This window comes from Prevotella denticola, from assembly GCF_900454835.1.
Classification (GTDB): Bacteria; Bacteroidota; Bacteroidia; order Bacteroidales; family Bacteroidaceae; genus Prevotella; species Prevotella denticola.
Genome location: NZ_UGTM01000001.1, coordinates 646,672 through 662,472 on the forward strand (window position 1 = coordinate 646,672; position 15,801 = coordinate 662,472).

The following is a 15,801-nucleotide window of genomic DNA, read 5'->3' on the forward strand; positions in this document are numbered from 1 at the left end:
TTTTCCACTATATTTGTCCTGTTAAAACAACAATCCTATGACAAGCGACAGCATTGTAATCATACCGACATACAACGAGAAGGAGAACATGGAAAAAATCATCCGGGCGGTATTCCAACTGGAGAAGTACTTCCATATTCTGGTGATTGACGACGGAAGTCCTGACGGAACGGCGCAGATTGTCCACCGTCTGATGGAGACGGAGTTCACAGACCGCCTTTTCATCATCGAGCGTTCAGGTAAGTTAGGATTAGGGACTGCCTATATTACCGGTTTCAAGTGGGCTTTGGAACATGGCTACGACTATATCTTCGAGATGGATGCAGACTTCAGCCACGACCCCAATGACCTGCCACGTCTCTATGCCGCCACGCACGATGAAGGCTACGACGTTGCTGTAGGGTCACGTTATGTCAGTGGTGTGAATGTCGTCAACTGGCCTATCGGACGAGTACTGATGAGCTACTTTGCCAGCAAGTATGTCCAGATTGTGACCGGCTTCCACGTCCATGATACCACGGCGGGATTTGTATGTTACCGACGTCGCGTCCTTGAGACAATCCCATTGGACAGAATTCGTTTCAAAGGCTATGCCTTCCAGATTGAAATGAAATACACGGCCTATAAGATTGGTTTCAGGATAAAGGAAGTTCCTGTTATCTTCGTCAATCGGCGGGAGGGGACCAGCAAGATGAGCGGGGGTATCTTTTCAGAGGCGTTCTTCGGGGTCATGCGTCTCCGTATGGACGGTTGGTTCAGGAAGTATCCGAAGATGCAAAAGTAGGTTCTCCGCATTGTTTTCGGAAAAGCAAGCCCCCAGATCAGATAAGTTCTGCCGGTACAGCTCTTTTCCAGCTGCAAACTGGCTTCCATCCTGGCTATATATTGCAAGGAGCGGGCCGTCAGCACGGTCGGTGTCTGCCGTCAACTCCATAAGTGATGGGCATCAACTCTATAAGTGACGATGACCGGTCAGGTGCTGCCTGCCGTGTGGGTATATGCTCGTTTACCTTTTATTAGCATTTTTAAGACACATCTGGCAGATTCTTCGTATAAATGGCGTATCTTTGCAGGATATTCGATATATTTTGAAGATGAACTGCAATAAACTCACATCTCTAATCTTACTTGCAGGTGTTTTCACTTCTACCTCTTGTGTGGAGGAAAAACGACCGGTCCCTGTCAGGCAGCGAATCAATGTCACCCCTCCGTCGAGGGAGTCGGAGGCGATAAGCCAGCTTACCGCTTCGATTGACGATATTTCTGCCGATCTTGATCTCATCTATTCGCAGGAGAGATTGCTCTGCAAGGCCACAGAGCATACGAACAAGCGGTCGAAAATCATCCGGCAGATCAACGCCCTCGGTGCCCTGCTGGCAGAAAAGCAGAAGCAGATAGCCCGGATCCAGAAAGAGAGGACGAGGAAGACGGATGGCACGTCAGGCGAGAAGACGGAGATGGAGAACCTCTACAAGGTGATAGACTTCCTTTCGGAGCAGCTGAAGGAGAAGAGTGAACGCGTAGCGCGCCTTCAGGCAATGGCAGCCCGGAAGGATGTAAGTGTAGACCAGCTCAGGTTCATCGTCCTGAACCGGAACAGCGACATGGATGCCCTTTGCGACAAGCTTAAGATATCAGAGCTGGAGCGGGAAAACATCAGACTCAAAGCAAAGCGGATAATGGATCAGCAGAGGGAGACTTCATCGGAGGTCTATTATATCATTGCCAGAAAGCAGACGCTGAAGGAAAAGGGACTGTTGAAGACCGGCTTCTTCTCGAAGAAGATTGACGGCAACCACATCATTGATGAGAATTTTACGAAGGCAGACCGCAAAGAACTGAAGACGTTGACAATCAACTCCCATGCGCCGAAAGTGCTGTCAGCAAATCCGGAGGCGAGCTATACGCTTACAGAGAACGAGGATGGTACGACTACACTTACGATTACGAATGCTGACAAGTTCTGGAACGTGTCGCGCTATCTGATCATTCAGGAATGACCGTGCTTCGAAAGGAGAAAAAATAATAGACGGCAAAGATTGTAGAAATCGGATAATTTTCTTATCTTTGCAGTCTGAAACTTATGCGTAGCGTGAAAATAAAGGAAGTAGTTGATGCCCTTGAACGATTCGCGCCTTTGCCTCTGCAGGAGAGCTATGATAATGCTGGCCTGCAGGTTGGGTTGACAGAGGCGGAAGTATCAGGGGCTTTGTTGTGTCTTGACGTGACGGAAAACATAGTGGATGAAGCCATCCGCCGGGGATGCAACCTGATTGTCGTACACCATCCGCTTATCTTCCGTAAGCTGGCACAGGTGTCGGATGCGGACTATGTGCAGCGTACTGTCATGAAGGCGGTCAAGAACGATATTGCCATTGTGGCCATGCACACGAATCTGGATTCGGCTGTGGGAGGCGTGAACTACAAGATAGCCGAGAAGTTAGGACTTGAAGACGTACGGTTTCTGAGACGTAGCAAACAGGTAATGAGTTCGCTGATGGGCGATACGGTTATTGGAGGCGACGGTGTCATTGGTGAGTTGGAGACTCCGTTGGCAGCCGACGATTTTATATTGTTGCTGAAGAAACTGTTTGACGTTGAGTGTGTTCAGGCCAATGAGCTGCTTCGTCGCAGGATACGTACCGTTGCTCTCTGTGGCGGATCAGGGGCTTTTCTTCTGCACGATGCTGTCGAGGCTGGTGCCGATGCCTTTGTTACGGGAGAGATGGGGTATCACGAGTTCTTCGGGCATGAGCAGGAAATACAGCTTTGTGTCATCGGACATTATCAAAGTGAGCAGTACACTGTGGAGGTGTTTCGTGACGTGATTTCACGTGATTGCCCGGGAGTGAAGTGCCTCCTGTCAGAGGTAAATACGAATCCCATCGTTTACTTTTAGCCAGTTAGGTTAATTGCAGACGTGTCGAAAGGTCTGCCGGCAGACACCGGTAATTACGATTATGAATTTTGAATTAATATAAGGAATTATGGCAAAGAAAGATCCAAAGGATTTACCAGTAGAGGAAAAACTGAAGAATCTCTTTCAGTTGCAGACGACATTGTCCGGCATCGACGAGAAGCGCGCACTGCGCGGCGAACTGCCGCTTGAGGTGCGCGACCTGGAAGACGAGCTGGAAGGTCTGCACACCCGTATTGAGAAAATCGAACAGGACATCAAGGACTACCAGAGTGCGGTTGCCCAGAAGAAGGGCGACATTGTTGAGGCACAGGCAAGTCTGGAACGTTACAACAAGCAGCTGGATACTGTTGCAAACAACCGTGAGTATGACACGCTGACCAAGGAAATCGAGTTCCAGACCTTGGAGATTGAACTTTGTAACAAGAAAATCAAAGAGGCTCAGTTCAAGGTTGAAGAGAAGCAGCAAGACCTGGATGCCAACCGCGCTCTGCTTGAAGACAGACAGCGTGCCTTGGAAGAGAAACGCAATGAACTGGATGAGATCATGCAGGAAACGCGCGAAGAGGAAGGGCTGCTGAAAGAGAAGGCGGCAGAGCTGGAGACGAAAATCGAACCCGGACTGCTCCGCAGCTTCAAGCGCATCCGGCGTGGTGCCCGCAATGGTCTGGGCATTGTTTATGTACAACGTGATGCCTGTGGTGGCTGTTTCAACAAGATTCCGCCCCAGCGTCAGCTGGATGTGAAGATGCACAAGAAAATCATCGTCTGCGAGTATTGCGGCCGTATCCTTATTGACCCGGAACTGGCAGGCGTGAAAGTGGACAAGCCTACAGAAGAGAAACCGAAGAAGCGTAGAACGACACGCAAGAAGAAAGAGGAAGAAGAGGGGGAGTAGTAGTCTGCAACCCTTCCTCTCTTTCCCGGACAGGTGTCGTATTGGGCTGTACAGAAGTCTTGGTTGTCGAATAGAAGATGGACAGCTCCTTTTCCCCGGAAAGCCCGGTCTGGATGTATACAGGAAAAGAGACGGTCTCAGAAGGTCGGAATGCAATCGTGGTTGCACCTGACGTTCTGGGATCGTCTCTTTCTGTGTCTGGGATAAGTCGTTTTTCTGTATGTCTTATATGGAGGGACAACGTATGTGTCTCAACCGAGTGGGAAGGGGAGGCAGGTTTTCCTGCTGCTTTCAGTATGCTGCTGATTGGCATACATAAAAAAGTGCATTTCGAAATGCAAATGTCTTTTTGAAAGTTCTTGCTCAAGAAATTATTCACAGCAGATGCACCTGTGATCGGTCTGCTGTGAAATTATTTTCCTGTCACTACCGTCACTCTGTAAATGCTTATAACATACTAATAAACAATGTGTTATTGAAAAATGTTAAAAGTGACAGCAAATAAGAAATAAACTTTTGCAGTAAACAGTTGGTAATTCTGTCCTCACTGCCACTTTAAACTTTAGAATTGTTTTTATAAGTAGAAAGAGTCTACCCCCACGAAAAATCTGCTGTTCCGATTTCAACTTACAGACTGGAAGATGCCAGGTTGTGGATCTGTATTTTCCTCCCTGTAGGGGCATCAGCGGTTCTGTGCATACGTCATAGTATAGCGATAGCTTCCATCTTTACGTCTTCTGTAGGACGGTCATTGCGGTCGGTCTTGCGGTTCTGGATACGCTCAACCACATTGATTCCTTCTTCTACTTCACCGAAGACGGTGTATTGGTTGTCAAGGAATGGTGTCCCGCCAACAGTTGTGTAGGCTTCTGTCTGCTCTGTTGTAAAGGTGGGCTTCCCCTTCTGCCTGCAGATTTTCTTTGTCTCTTCAATCAGTTGTTCCTGTAGTGTCTGTAATCCGGCCTGGTCACGGTTGCGCCGGAACTCCATGATTTCTTCACGATGTTCTTTTGCAAGCAGGTTGAAAACTTCCTGTTCCTGCTGCATGGCCATCTGACGTTCCATCTGCTTAAGTTCCGCAGGTTTGTAGATTTTTCCCCATACGATGTAGAACTGGCTGCCGCTGCTTTCCCTGTCGGGATTTACTTCATCTCCAGTACGGGCAGCGCTTAGTGCGCCACGCTTGTGAAAATATCGTGGGTAAACGAACTCTGCCGGAATGGTATAGTCTGGTCCGCCGGTTCCCAGTATTTTCCCTTTCGGTGCATTTTTACTGTCAGGGTCACCCCCTTGTATCATGAAGTCCTTTATTACCCGGTGAAAGAGGGTGCCGTTGAAGTAGCCATTCTTCGCTAATTTCAGAAAGTTGTCACGGTGTCTGGGGGTCTCATCATAGAGACGGATGACAATGTCGCCCTCTGTTGTCTTTATTTTAAGTCTTGTTGCCATATGGTTGTTTAATTTTGATATTTATGGTAATTAATAGGTCTAGGTTTACGGATTACTTCCGGAAGGTATAGCTACTTGTTTAGATTTCCAATATCCGATTCCTCCTGAAATCTGCCGATGGGTTTACATTTCATGCCATTCGACAGACGATTGCCCGTCTGCAAATGATCTGTAAACCCCTCAGCTTTTTTATAGTCCTCTTGCCTTGAATATTCTTTCTTTAGCATCATTAATCTTCTGAAATTTCTTTTCAGCAGCTTTGCGCACATCCTCTCCGAGGGAGGCGACACGGTCGGGATGGTGCTTCAGTGCCATCTTGCGATAAGCAGTCTTCACCTCTTCGTCTGTGGCAGACGGTAAGATGCCCAATACTTTATAGGCCTCCTCAATACTGCTGCTGTCCTTGGCACCGCTTTCCAGGTTGAGCATTGAATCTACATCCTGAGGCGAAAGGCCAAGATAGCGGGCAACCTCCTTCAATGCTGCTACTTCCTCTGGGCTTACAATGCCGTCTACCTTGGCAATGATGACAAGATAGTTGAGCAGCTGCAACCGCTGGCTGATATTCATGTGGAACCCGATTTCTACACAGCTTTTGCGGATTGTCTCCTTGAACTGGTAAGGTCCTTGCCGCTTTTGCAGCTCAAACAGTTTCAGCAGGATGTCCTCTCCCTGGCTTACAGCCTGTGTACCGAAGTTGTGGCGAAGGAACTGTCGCACGAACTCCATCTCAGAGTGCATGATCCGGCCGTCAGCTTTTATGATGTAAGAAGAAAGTACAAGCATGGAGAACAGAAAGGAATTACGGTCTTCCTCGAAAGGTCGACTGCCCCCAAAACCGTTTTGACTTCTGTAATAGTCCTGTTCCCTATTGCCTGTACTGTTGTCAGCTTTGCTGTTACTGCTGTCATTGATTGCTTCATCGAGCATAGTGCCTATGCAGAATCCTGCCACAGCTCCCAGGACACCTCCGCCGAGTATCCAGCCTAATGCACCGCCGATCCATTTTCCTATTGCCATTGTTTCTCTTTTTATACGAACTGACTTCTGTTAATCTCCTCCTCTGTAAGGAAGCACAAAGATGATGCCAAACTCTGATACCCGGCTAAGGCTTGTTCTGGAAATTCCACATTGACTTTTGCTTATTTTATATGGACATTGTCAGCTCTTTGTGCCATGCAACCCTATTCTTCTTTCTCTTTCAGCTGCATATTCGCCATACCCTTTCAGGAAGAAAGCAGAACCTGGGAGCCGAAAAGACAGAAGACTTATGAAGGAGACTTTCAAAGCGTCTTGCTTGTCAATATTTATTCTTGTATAATGAAAGGCTTGAGTTCACCTTCCGTTAAATATCATGATAATTCGGGATATTCTCTACGAACCTATATGTCTGCTTGTCATAATCCATTCTACAGACATAGGTTTCCAGTCCGTTTGACACGATAAGGTAGTCGACATGGAGCAAGAGATTGTAGACGGTTATCTGGTCGAAAACCTTTTGCGTCAAAGGGATGGTGGAGGCTTTATACTCGAAAATCATTCTCGGCCGAAGACGATTGTCATAAAGAACACTGTCTGCACGGACTTTCTTTTCTCCGACCTGCAGTGGAACTTCATTGGCGAGCAGGGTGATAGGGTAGTCCTTATGCTCAATGAGGTAATGAATGAAGTGCTGCCGGACCCATTCCTCTGGCGTGAGTGCCACATATTTTCTGCGGAGTATGTCAAAAATCTGTTTCCGTCCGTTCACTTCCTTTACCCTGGCCTGATAGGGAGGGAGATTTAGTTGCATCATTTCCAAAATATTCTATATATAATAAGGCATAAATGTAGGGGGTGAAAGTCATGCGAAAATTTTGTAATCTATATCTTTTCTATTAACTTTGCAGGAGAACCCCGTACCGTTTTGGGGCGCTTTTTCCACCAAATAGGTGGATTGCTCCGGCTTTCTTGCCAGGCAAGCCGCTTGAGAGTGCTACGATATATTAGTTATGCAAAGTTAATAAAAAAGTAAATGCCAGCAAAGCAAGGAACAACATTTCAGCATATTATGCAGGATTTGAAGAGCCGTAGGTTTGCTCCAGTCTATATGCTGATGGGAGATGAGGCCTATTACATCGATCTGATTTCTGACTATATTGCAGACCATGTCCTTTCTCCGGAAGAACGCGATTTCAACCAGACCATCTGTTTCGGGTCGGATGTTACGGCTGTCCAGGTAGCTGATATGGCGCGTCGTTATCCCATGATGGCAGAATATCAGGTGATTATTGTCAAGGAAGCGCAGAATGTCCGCTCTTTAGAGGCCTTGGAGAAGTATCTCAAGAATCCTGTAAAATCAACCATCCTTGTGTGGTGTCATAAAAATGGGAAAATTGATGCGCGCAAGAAAGCCATCGGATTGGCGCAGGCCGTCGGTGTCGTCTTTGAAAGCAAGAGGCTGCGCGACTATCAGCTTCCTGATTTTATCCAAGGTTATCTGAAAAAGAAAAATGTCAGCATCGACCCCAAGGCGTGCCAGATGATAGCCGACCATATCGGAACTGACCTCAGCCGTCTTGCCTCCGAGTTGGACAAGGTGCTCATCTCGCTTCCGGAAGACCACCTCCGGGTGACACCAGAGGTGGTGGAGAGGGAGATAGGGGTAAGCAAGGATTTCAATGCTTTTGAGCTGAGGAATGCCATCATTCAGAAGGACAGTTTCAAGGCTAATCAGATTGTGAAATATTTTGACAGTAATCCAAAAGCCGGATCTCTTTATTCTTTCCTCCCATTGCTTTTTTCCTATTTTCAGAATCTGATGATTGTTCATTATGCACCCCGGCGGAACTCGGAACAGGACATTGCGGGAGCATTGGATTTACGTAATACCTGGGGAGTGAGGGATTACATGATAGGCCTGAAAAACTATTCAGCACGTAAAACAATGGATATAATTTCCAAGCTACGGGATATTGATGGAAAGAGTAAAGGACTGGATAATCCTAATACTGGAGTAGGAGATTTGATGAAAGAACTTGTTTTCTTCATTCTTCATTAAGAAACAGAGGGGTTTTTATGTTTTTGTAGGGTAAAATTCCCTCTGTTTTACCTAACAGTATGTTGTTTTTGATCTAAAATGAGCACTCTGAAAAGAGTGCTTTTTTCGTGTTTTATGCTGGTAGATAGGAGAGTTAGCTCGTTTTCCCCCTTTCATTTTTCGCATATTTTCATACTGCTTTCCATTGGTCCACGAATATGCCAAGCACGCTAAAGATGGACCTTTTACCCGACATTAAATTTATGTTTCACGTATATTATGATTTACAAACGTATAACCCACTCAACCTTTCTAACCTCTTTGTTTTTGCATTTGTAAATTCAAGATACCAATCCTTTGTCCACTATTTTGCACATACAAACTTTTATTTTCAACTATAAACCTAAACTTTTTGGTTTGAAAACAGAAATGAATATACATGCGGTATTCTTCATTTTTATTTATACGTCTGTAATCCAGTGTTTTATGTAGTTTTCTTATTGGAAATAGCCCGATAGGATTAATATATTGTACCATTCATCCGTATATCATCTTGATTTGTATTTTATATTCTTTGGATAGGATTTGATAATCAGTAAATTAATTAAATCCATTCATCTATCTATTATGTTGTTTATCGAATATTTGATTTTGTTATGTAAATGTAAATACCGATGCACAGTATTGATTATATTATCTTTCAGATTGTAGGTATTAAAATGTAAATATCAATAACAATATTCTCTTTCATTTGATTTGGGTGTTTAAAATATTATGTTTACCTTTGTAAAATAGATGAGAATGTGGCAAATAAGCCATCATACATCACCTATTTACTTATGAACAATAGAATTTGGTTATGAAAGATAGAATCAGACAGCTCATGGAAAGTCAGCACATGACCCAGCAGACCTTTTCGGATTTCATCGGAATCTCATCAGCCTCTCTCAGCAGTATCTTCACAGGAAGAACCAAACCTACCCTGAATACTGTTGAGGCAATCAGGAGCAAGTTCACCAAGATTAATCTTGATTGGCTCATGTACGGGCAGGGACCTATGTTCAAGGGGCAGGAGGCTGAAGCTGCACCAGCTACAAGCGGGATGGGTACGGTACATTCTGCCGGATCTGAGGGAGCACTTGATTTTTCTTCCCCCACTGCTCCATCACATCAAGACGAGGTTTTGTCCACTATGGCTTCTATGGAGCAATCCCCTAGAAATCCTGTTCGTACAGAAGTGAAATATATTGACAAACCGCAACGTCGCATTACGGAGATCCGTATTTTTTTTGACGACCAAACATGGGAAAGTTTTGTGCCGAAGAAGTAAGTTGTTGATGTGTGCCTTGGTGATAGTAACGCTTCCGATTTTGGGATGTTGATGGCATGATATGTCTTGAGTCTGCAAAGTTACATTATTTATTCTCTGAAGCAACGGTGGTAGAGAGAAGAATAGCCAGTAAACATCTATGTAAGCAGTCTTGAAGACGCTTCTGTCGCATAAGTCTGGTAGGTGGAAATGGGTGTGTCAAAACTCGCTTTCCACTAAAGACAGCCATCATTCGTAAAGAATAACCGTTATCAAAGAGTCAATAACTCAATGATAGCGGTTGTTCTGGACCAGTAGATAATTAATGGGGATTATCATTTACTATGAAATGAAAACCACTTCTGTTTTCTCCTGTACTTGTGTACTTCCCGCAGACATATTTCAAGGATAGATTCCGATTTTAGACCAATGCTTCTTAATGAGGAAAATGTCTGTTCTTCCCATGTCATAAATCGGGTAACCGAGCAGAAATTTGCAGATATTACAGATTATACGTACCTTTGCATCGTCTTGGAAAAGGCGAGATAGCATCAACACATAAGATTGCCGGGAGATGTCAGGAAACAAAAAGGGGCACCCTCTGGCATTTGCATGTAGAGAATTCTCAGGATACTCATAATAATTTAAAACTAAACAGATTAATGGCAGTAAGGATAGCATTCTTCGATGCAAAGTCGTATGACATAAAGTCGTTCGACGCAGTAAATAAAGATTATAATTTCGACATCCGCTATTACCAGGAGCGACTCAGTATCAGTACGGTTCCTCTGGCAAAGGATGCTGATGTGGTCTGCATCTTCGTCAATGCAGAGTGTGATGCACGGGTGATTGACGAACTGGTGAAGAACGGAGTGAAGCTCATTGCTCTTCGCTGTGCCGGTTTCAACAATGTAGACCTCAAAGCAGCAGAAGGTCGTATCAAGGTCACACGTGTCCCGGCCTATTCGCCACACGCCGTGGCCGAGTATGCAGTAGCTTTGATGCTGAGCCTGAACCGCAAGATCTATCGTGCTGTACACCGTACACGTGACGGTAACTTCACGCTCAACGGGCTGCTGGGCTTCGATATGTACGGCAAGACAGCCGGCGTAATCGGTATGGGACGCATCGCCAAGGAACTGATCAGAATCCTCCACGGATTCGGGATGAACATCATGGCCTACGACCTTTACCCTGACAAGGAGTTTGCAGAACGGTATGGGGTAAAGATTGTCCAGCTCGACGAACTGTATGCGCACAGTGACATCATTTCGCTTCACTGTCCACTGACATCCGACACCAAGTTCCTCATCAATCGGGAGAGTATCGCCAGGATGAAGAAGGGGGTAATGATCATCAATACAGGCCGCGGACAGCTCATCCATACCGAGGACCTCATTGAGGGACTCCGCACCAAGCAGGTGGGGTCGGCCGGTCTCGACGTATATGAGGAAGAGAAAGAATACTTCTACGAGGACAAGAGCGGAAAGATGATCGACGACGATGTACTGGCACGCCTGCTGATGGTACCGAACGTTGTCCTGACTTCTCATCAGGCTTTCTTCACCAAAGAGGCACTTCATAACATCGCCGTTTCCACACTCAACAGTGTGAAGGAACTTGCAGAGGGAAAGAAACTGAGCTGTGAGGTGAAATAAAGTATCTCCCCTATATATAAATAAGGTGGACATTGAAAGATTATCTTTCTCTGTCCACCTTTTCATTGAAATCAATCAGCAAAAACACAAGATAAATACAATTTAACACAAAACGCTTTGACATTACATCCGTTTCCACTATCTTTGCCCACAAGAGGTATTTGATAATACATCATTCGGAAGACACCTGTACAGAGTGCCACGAGATAGAAAGGACAACATATTGGCAACATTTATACCTAATTAAAAACAAAAGAGTTATGAAAAAAGTATTGGTAGTAGCCGCATTGATGTTTTCATCAGTCGCTACATTCGCACAGCACGCAGTAGGTTCATTCAACCTCCAGCCGAAGGTCGGTGTAAGCATCGCCAACCTTACAGACAACAACAGTTCTGACGCACGTGTAGGTCTCGTCGCTGGTGTCGAAGGGGAATACCAGGCAAGCGACATCTTCTCTGTCAGCGCAGGCGTACTCTATTCGATGCAGGGTGCTAAGTTTGACGCTTTTGGTGCTAAGTCCACAGAAAAGCTGGACTACATCAATGTACCTATCATGGCAAACGTCTATGTTGTCAAAGGTCTCGCCGTGAAACTGGGTGTACAGCCGGGCTTCAAGGTTAATGACAAGCTTGATCTCAGGATGCCTGTTTTAGGAGGAGCTTTAGTCGATCTGAAGCCCAAGTCGGTGGATTTCTCTATCCCTGTAGGTATTTCTTACGAGTACAATAACTTCCAGGTAGATGCTCGTTACAACTGGGGATTGACAAAGGTGTTCGACGTTGACAAACTTGACCAGAAGAATAGCGTATTCCAGATTACTTTGGGTTACAAATTCGACCTGTAATTCATTTCCATTTGGGTTTTACTATCGGGGAGGGGACTTTATTGTCTCCTCCTTTTTTATTGTGGGTAGGTCAAATGCCGATAGATGAGAGCAGATGAGGGCAGCCCTTACCTCGGGACAGTAGATCTTTCGTGGGGGTAGACTCATTCTACTTATGAAAAATCTTCTAAATCTTCTAAAGTTTAGAGTAGCCAGGATGCTGACAATGAGGACAGAATTACCGACTGTTTACTGCAAAAATTTTATTTCTCATTTGCTGTCACTTTTAACATTCCTCACTAATACATTGTTCATTAGTATGTTATATGTATTTACTGAGTGACGGCAGTGACAGGAAAATAATTTCACGGCAGATCGCCCACAAGCGCATCTGCCGTGAAAGAATGCCAGACTATGTTTTATCCTGAAGTATATTCTTCTGCGGCAGACTCTTTATCGGGGGGAGCACGATGTTTATTCAGAAAGCATATTTTCAAGAATAACAGACTACTTCTGTCCGATTATCATAATACTTAACGTGATCCGAACTAAGCCTTGACACCATGGGTGTACACCGCCAACACCATTAGTGTTTACCATCGACCCACTGACAGGAAAGAATCAGTGGGTAAATGATAATCCCCATTCATTATCTACTGGTCCCTTACCTCAGCAGTCGGTGCATCTGCGTCTTTTCCGTGAAACGGTCCCCCTGTCTGTAGGGACTTGTAGGGAGTGTGGGAGCAGCCTTACGGAAAGCAAGCCATGAACTATGCGTGGAAATACGCTTTTATTTCGTACCTTTGCAGTTCCGTTATCATTTATACAGAAACCAAAAGGTATGTCTTATCAATTTTCAAAATACGAAACACACTATCGTAATCTCACTTATTTAGGCGTTCCCATCATCATCGGACAGTTGGGAAACCTTATTCTGAACTTTGCCGACACACTTATGATCGGGCATCACAGTACGGAAGAACTGGCGGCAGCGGCGTTTGTCAACAATATGTTCACGCTGGTCATTATCTTTGCCATCGGCTTCACCTATGCTGTCACAGCCCTTGTCGGAACGCTCTACGGACAGGAGAAGACCCATCGCATCGGCGAACTGATGAAGAGTGCTGTGGCAGCCAACACCTGTATGGCGGTATTCCTGTCAGTCATCATGACCGCCCTCTACCTGAACGTCCACCGGCTGGGACAGCCGGAGGAGCTGCTTCCGCTCATACGCCCTTACTTCCTCATCCAGCTTGTCTCCTTACCGTTTGTCTGCTGGTTCAATACCTTCCGGCAGTTTACGGACGGAATTACCGATACGAAAGTAGCCATGTGGATTCTTGTCAGCGGCAACGTGATGAACATCTTCGGCAACTGGATACTCATCTACGGTCATTTAGGCATACCGGAGATGGGATTGATTGGTGCTGGTCTGTCCACGATGATTTCACGGATTGTGATGGCAATCGTGATGGCCGGTGTCTTCTTCTTCGGCAGGAAATACAGGGAATACCGGAAAGGATGGCGACTGGGGCACACGAACCGCACGGATTTCAGGCAGATAACTGTCCTCGGTCTCCCTCTGGCATTGCAGATGGGAATGGAGGCGGCTGCCTTCAGCCTGTCGAGTCTGATGGTGGGATGGTTCGGTACGACATCCCTAGCGGCACATCAGGTCATGCTTACCATCTCACAGCTGGGCTATATGATTTATTACGGGCTGGCAGCAGCCGTGGCGGTGCGCATCAGCAACTTCATGGGTCAGCGCGACTATACGAGCGTAAGACGCACGGCGACTGCCGGAATCCATCTGGTCTTCCTGCTTGCACTGTCTACATCCGTTCCGGTTTTCCTTTGCCGTCACATTATCGGTGGTCTGTTCACCGATAATGCCGATGTCATTTCAATGGTCTCCATGCCGATTGTCCCATTTATGATCTATCAGTTCGGAGACGGTATGCAGTGCAACTATGCGAATGCCTTGCGCGGCATTGCTGTTGTGCGTCCGCTGACATGGATTGCCTTCATCGCTTTTTTTGTCGTGTCATTGCCTCTGGGCTATTTTTTCGGAGTTGTAATGGACTACCGGCTGCTGGGTGTCTGGTACGCCTTTCCCTTTGGGCTGACAACAGCAGGAATACTCTATTACATTTACTACCAGAAAGGATTAAAGCGAATCGAAAGTTCAACGGAGAAAAGATAGGTACGCCCCAACCGGAAAGACGGTAATGAAAGTGTGTCACATATCCCATATGGACTTTTGACACAGCCTCATTAATGTCTTTCTGCAATTCGTCAGCATGCTCCTTTTGCGGTGTGGACGTTACTCCTTGTAATGTATGGCTTCCATAAACCTCTTGATGACCTCAGGTCTGCCCGTATGCTTCCCCTTGTCCTCTGAAATCTTGCAGGTGTCGTTGTAGAAGGGCCACGACTCCGTGATTTTCACGGCAACCAGCTTGATGACGATGTTCATCGGCTTCACATGGGGGAAGTCGTTGGTGAAATGCGTACCGATGCCGAATGACGGTTTCACACGGCTTTCGGCATAATGCTGTATCTCGATTGCCCTGTCTGTGTCCAGTGCGTTCGAGAACAGTACCTGCTTGTCATGCGCATCGATGCCGAATGACTTGTACTTGGCAATGATTTTCTCCAGCTGCTCAAAGTTGTCACCGGAGTCGATGCGGAGCCCCTTGAACTGGTTGGCGAAGTCTTCCGAGAAATTATAAGAGAAGATGTCCCAGCCGAAAGAGTCGTAGAGATAAGTCCCGAGTGCGCCCCGATAGGTCTTGCGCCATGCTTCCATCGCCATGTAATTGGCCATCTGCGGACCGAACATACCGCCGATGGCACAGATGAACTCGTGTGCCATCGTGCCGACAGGCATCAGGTCGTACTTCATGGCAAGGTGGATATTGCTCGTTCCGACAAATCTGCCTTTCCATTGGCGGCTGTCGTAGCAGTCCTTCATGGCACGGACGGCTGTGTCCTCGGCTACCAGACTCGCCCGACGGCGTGTGCCGAAATCGGAGAAGACGCAGCCAGCTTCAAGCAACCGCTCAGTTTTGTGATAGGTCTTGTCATAAAGTTCCTGGTAATCGAATCCCCGTGCCTGTTCGTTAAACATATAAAACAGCTCTGAAATGATGGCGAGTACCTTCACTTCAAGCAGTATCGTGTCTGCCCACAGCCCTTCAAACTCAACATGAAGATGCCCCTGGTCATTCTGCCACACCTTCACCCAGTCACGTGAAAAGCGGAAGCCACGGAGGTAAGTCAAGAACCATTCGGGCAGATAATAACACTTCTGGCGAAGAAAACTTATCTCCTCATCGGTAATGACTACCGACTCCAGCAACTCTATCTGGTGTTCCACTTCACGGGCGAATCCATCAGGATAGACCATATCATCACGGTCTACAAACTGGTAACGCACGTGCGCACGTGGATAATTGTCAATGACGGCACAGCACATGGTCAGCTTGTAGAGGTCGTCGTCTGTGAAATGGTTAATGATCTGTCTCATTCCGTTATTCTTGATTTCTGCTGCCAAAAGTATAAAAAAGATATGGAAAGACAAAGTGATTTGTAAGAAATATGATTCTGGAGGAAGATAAGCGAACCCTGTGTGACAAGCCCGGCAGGCAAGGCGGCAAGAAAAGGGACTTTGTCCTGCCGGCAGACAACAAGCAGAGGGAGCGTCAATCTGCATCGATGCTCCCTC

The 15,801-nt window shown here is 46.2% G+C and carries 13 protein-coding genes; 9 read left to right on the forward strand and 4 right to left on the reverse strand.

Annotated elements, in window-relative coordinates:
* The first annotated feature begins 37 nt into the window (after positions 1-37).
* The 4 genes from DYH27_RS02725 to DYH27_RS02740 all read left to right on the forward strand — a co-directional run bounded on the left by DYH27_RS02725 (position 38) and on the right by DYH27_RS02740 (position 3,815).
* On the forward strand, positions 38-784 hold the full coding sequence (locus DYH27_RS02725) for a polyprenol monophosphomannose synthase (protein WP_025067665.1): 747 nt from the start codon (positions 38-40) through the stop codon (positions 782-784).
* A gap of 310 nt (positions 785-1,094) precedes the next feature.
* Positions 1,095-2,000 carry a Cbp1 family collagen-binding glycoprotein adhesin gene (locus DYH27_RS02730; RefSeq protein WP_025067664.1) on the forward strand — a complete coding sequence of 302 codons (906 nt, stop codon included), beginning with the start codon at positions 1,095-1,097 and terminating at the stop codon, positions 1,998-2,000.
* An 83-nt stretch (positions 2,001-2,083) separates the two neighbouring features.
* Complete coding sequence (locus tag DYH27_RS02735; RefSeq protein ID WP_025067663.1) at positions 2,084-2,899, forward strand: Nif3-like dinuclear metal center hexameric protein; 816 nt, start codon at positions 2,084-2,086, stop codon at positions 2,897-2,899.
* 88 nt (positions 2,900-2,987) lie between these two features.
* Positions 2,988-3,815, forward strand: a complete 828-nt coding sequence (locus DYH27_RS02740; RefSeq protein WP_013671502.1) for a zinc ribbon domain-containing protein — start codon at positions 2,988-2,990, stop codon at positions 3,813-3,815.
* Positions 3,816-4,517: 702 nt separating this feature from the next.
* Here DYH27_RS02740 and DYH27_RS02750 read toward each other — a convergent pair.
* The 3 genes from DYH27_RS02750 to DYH27_RS02760 all read right to left on the reverse strand — a co-directional run bounded on the left by DYH27_RS02750 (position 4,518) and on the right by DYH27_RS02760 (position 7,059).
* A complete protein-coding gene (locus DYH27_RS02750; protein ID WP_013671501.1) occupies positions 4,518-5,264 on the reverse strand; it encodes a peptidylprolyl isomerase in 747 nt (248 codons plus the stop codon).
* A 189-nt stretch (positions 5,265-5,453) separates the two neighbouring features.
* The gene (locus DYH27_RS02755) at positions 5,454-6,284 is read right to left on the reverse strand and encodes a DnaJ domain-containing protein (protein WP_029216446.1); all 831 of its coding nucleotides are present in this window, start codon (positions 6,282-6,284) and stop codon (positions 5,454-5,456) included.
* Positions 6,285-6,609: 325 nt separating this feature from the next.
* On the reverse strand, positions 6,610-7,059 hold the full coding sequence (locus tag DYH27_RS02760; RefSeq protein WP_004354196.1) for a type I restriction enzyme HsdR N-terminal domain-containing protein: 450 nt from the start codon (positions 7,057-7,059) through the stop codon (positions 6,610-6,612).
* Positions 7,060-7,278: 219 nt separating this feature from the next.
* On the opposite strand from DYH27_RS02760, the gene holA reads away from it, so the two are divergent.
* From holA to DYH27_RS02785, 5 genes are all read left to right on the forward strand, one after another.
* Positions 7,279-8,304, forward strand: a complete 1,026-nt coding sequence (gene holA / locus DYH27_RS02765; RefSeq protein WP_025067661.1) for a DNA polymerase III subunit delta — start codon at positions 7,279-7,281, stop codon at positions 8,302-8,304.
* A gap of 838 nt (positions 8,305-9,142) precedes the next feature.
* A complete protein-coding gene (locus DYH27_RS02770; RefSeq protein WP_025067660.1) occupies positions 9,143-9,613 on the forward strand; it encodes a helix-turn-helix domain-containing protein in 471 nt (156 codons plus the stop codon).
* A gap of 641 nt (positions 9,614-10,254) precedes the next feature.
* On the forward strand, positions 10,255-11,250 hold the full coding sequence (locus DYH27_RS02775; RefSeq protein WP_025067659.1) for a 2-hydroxyacid dehydrogenase: 996 nt from the start codon (positions 10,255-10,257) through the stop codon (positions 11,248-11,250).
* 260 nt (positions 11,251-11,510) lie between these two features.
* Positions 11,511-12,095, forward strand: coding sequence for a porin family protein (locus DYH27_RS02780; RefSeq protein WP_025067658.1), 585 nt, complete (start codon positions 11,511-11,513; stop codon positions 12,093-12,095).
* An 820-nt stretch (positions 12,096-12,915) separates the two neighbouring features.
* The gene (locus DYH27_RS02785; protein WP_025067657.1) at positions 12,916-14,277 is read left to right on the forward strand and encodes an MATE family efflux transporter; all 1,362 of its coding nucleotides are present in this window, start codon (positions 12,916-12,918) and stop codon (positions 14,275-14,277) included.
* Positions 14,278-14,397: 120 nt separating this feature from the next.
* Here the strand turns inward: DYH27_RS02785 and pncB are convergent, their stop codons facing one another.
* The gene (gene pncB, locus DYH27_RS02790; protein ID WP_025067656.1) at positions 14,398-15,603 is read right to left on the reverse strand and encodes a nicotinate phosphoribosyltransferase; all 1,206 of its coding nucleotides are present in this window, start codon (positions 15,601-15,603) and stop codon (positions 14,398-14,400) included.
* Between the last annotated feature and the right edge of the window lie 198 nt (positions 15,604-15,801).

Bases quoted from the DNA above. Each gene is read 5' to 3' on its own strand.
- DYH27_RS02725 (WP_025067665.1), top strand. From the start codon at position 38: ATGACAAGCGACAGCATTGTAATCATACCGACATACAACGAGAAGGAG.
- DYH27_RS02730 (WP_025067664.1), top strand. From the start codon at position 1,095: ATGAACTGCAATAAACTCACATCTCTAATCTTACTTGCAGGTGTTTTC.
- DYH27_RS02735 (WP_025067663.1), top strand. From the start codon at position 2,084: ATGCGTAGCGTGAAAATAAAGGAAGTAGTTGATGCCCTTGAACGATTC.
- DYH27_RS02740 (WP_013671502.1), top strand. From the start codon at position 2,988: ATGGCAAAGAAAGATCCAAAGGATTTACCAGTAGAGGAAAAACTGAAG.
- DYH27_RS02750 (WP_013671501.1), bottom strand. From the start codon at position 5,264: ATGGCAACAAGACTTAAAATAAAGACAACAGAGGGCGACATTGTCATC.
- DYH27_RS02755 (WP_029216446.1), bottom strand. From the start codon at position 6,284: ATGGCAATAGGAAAATGGATCGGCGGTGCATTAGGCTGGATACTCGGC.
- DYH27_RS02760 (WP_004354196.1), bottom strand. From the start codon at position 7,059: ATGATGCAACTAAATCTCCCTCCCTATCAGGCCAGGGTAAAGGAAGTG.
- holA (WP_025067661.1), top strand. From the start codon at position 7,279: ATGCCAGCAAAGCAAGGAACAACATTTCAGCATATTATGCAGGATTTG.
- DYH27_RS02770 (WP_025067660.1), top strand. From the start codon at position 9,143: ATGAAAGATAGAATCAGACAGCTCATGGAAAGTCAGCACATGACCCAG.
- DYH27_RS02775 (WP_025067659.1), top strand. From the start codon at position 10,255: ATGGCAGTAAGGATAGCATTCTTCGATGCAAAGTCGTATGACATAAAG.
- DYH27_RS02780 (WP_025067658.1), top strand. From the start codon at position 11,511: ATGAAAAAAGTATTGGTAGTAGCCGCATTGATGTTTTCATCAGTCGCT.
- DYH27_RS02785 (WP_025067657.1), top strand. From the start codon at position 12,916: ATGTCTTATCAATTTTCAAAATACGAAACACACTATCGTAATCTCACT.
- pncB (WP_025067656.1), bottom strand. From the start codon at position 15,603: ATGAGACAGATCATTAACCATTTCACAGACGACGACCTCTACAAGCTG.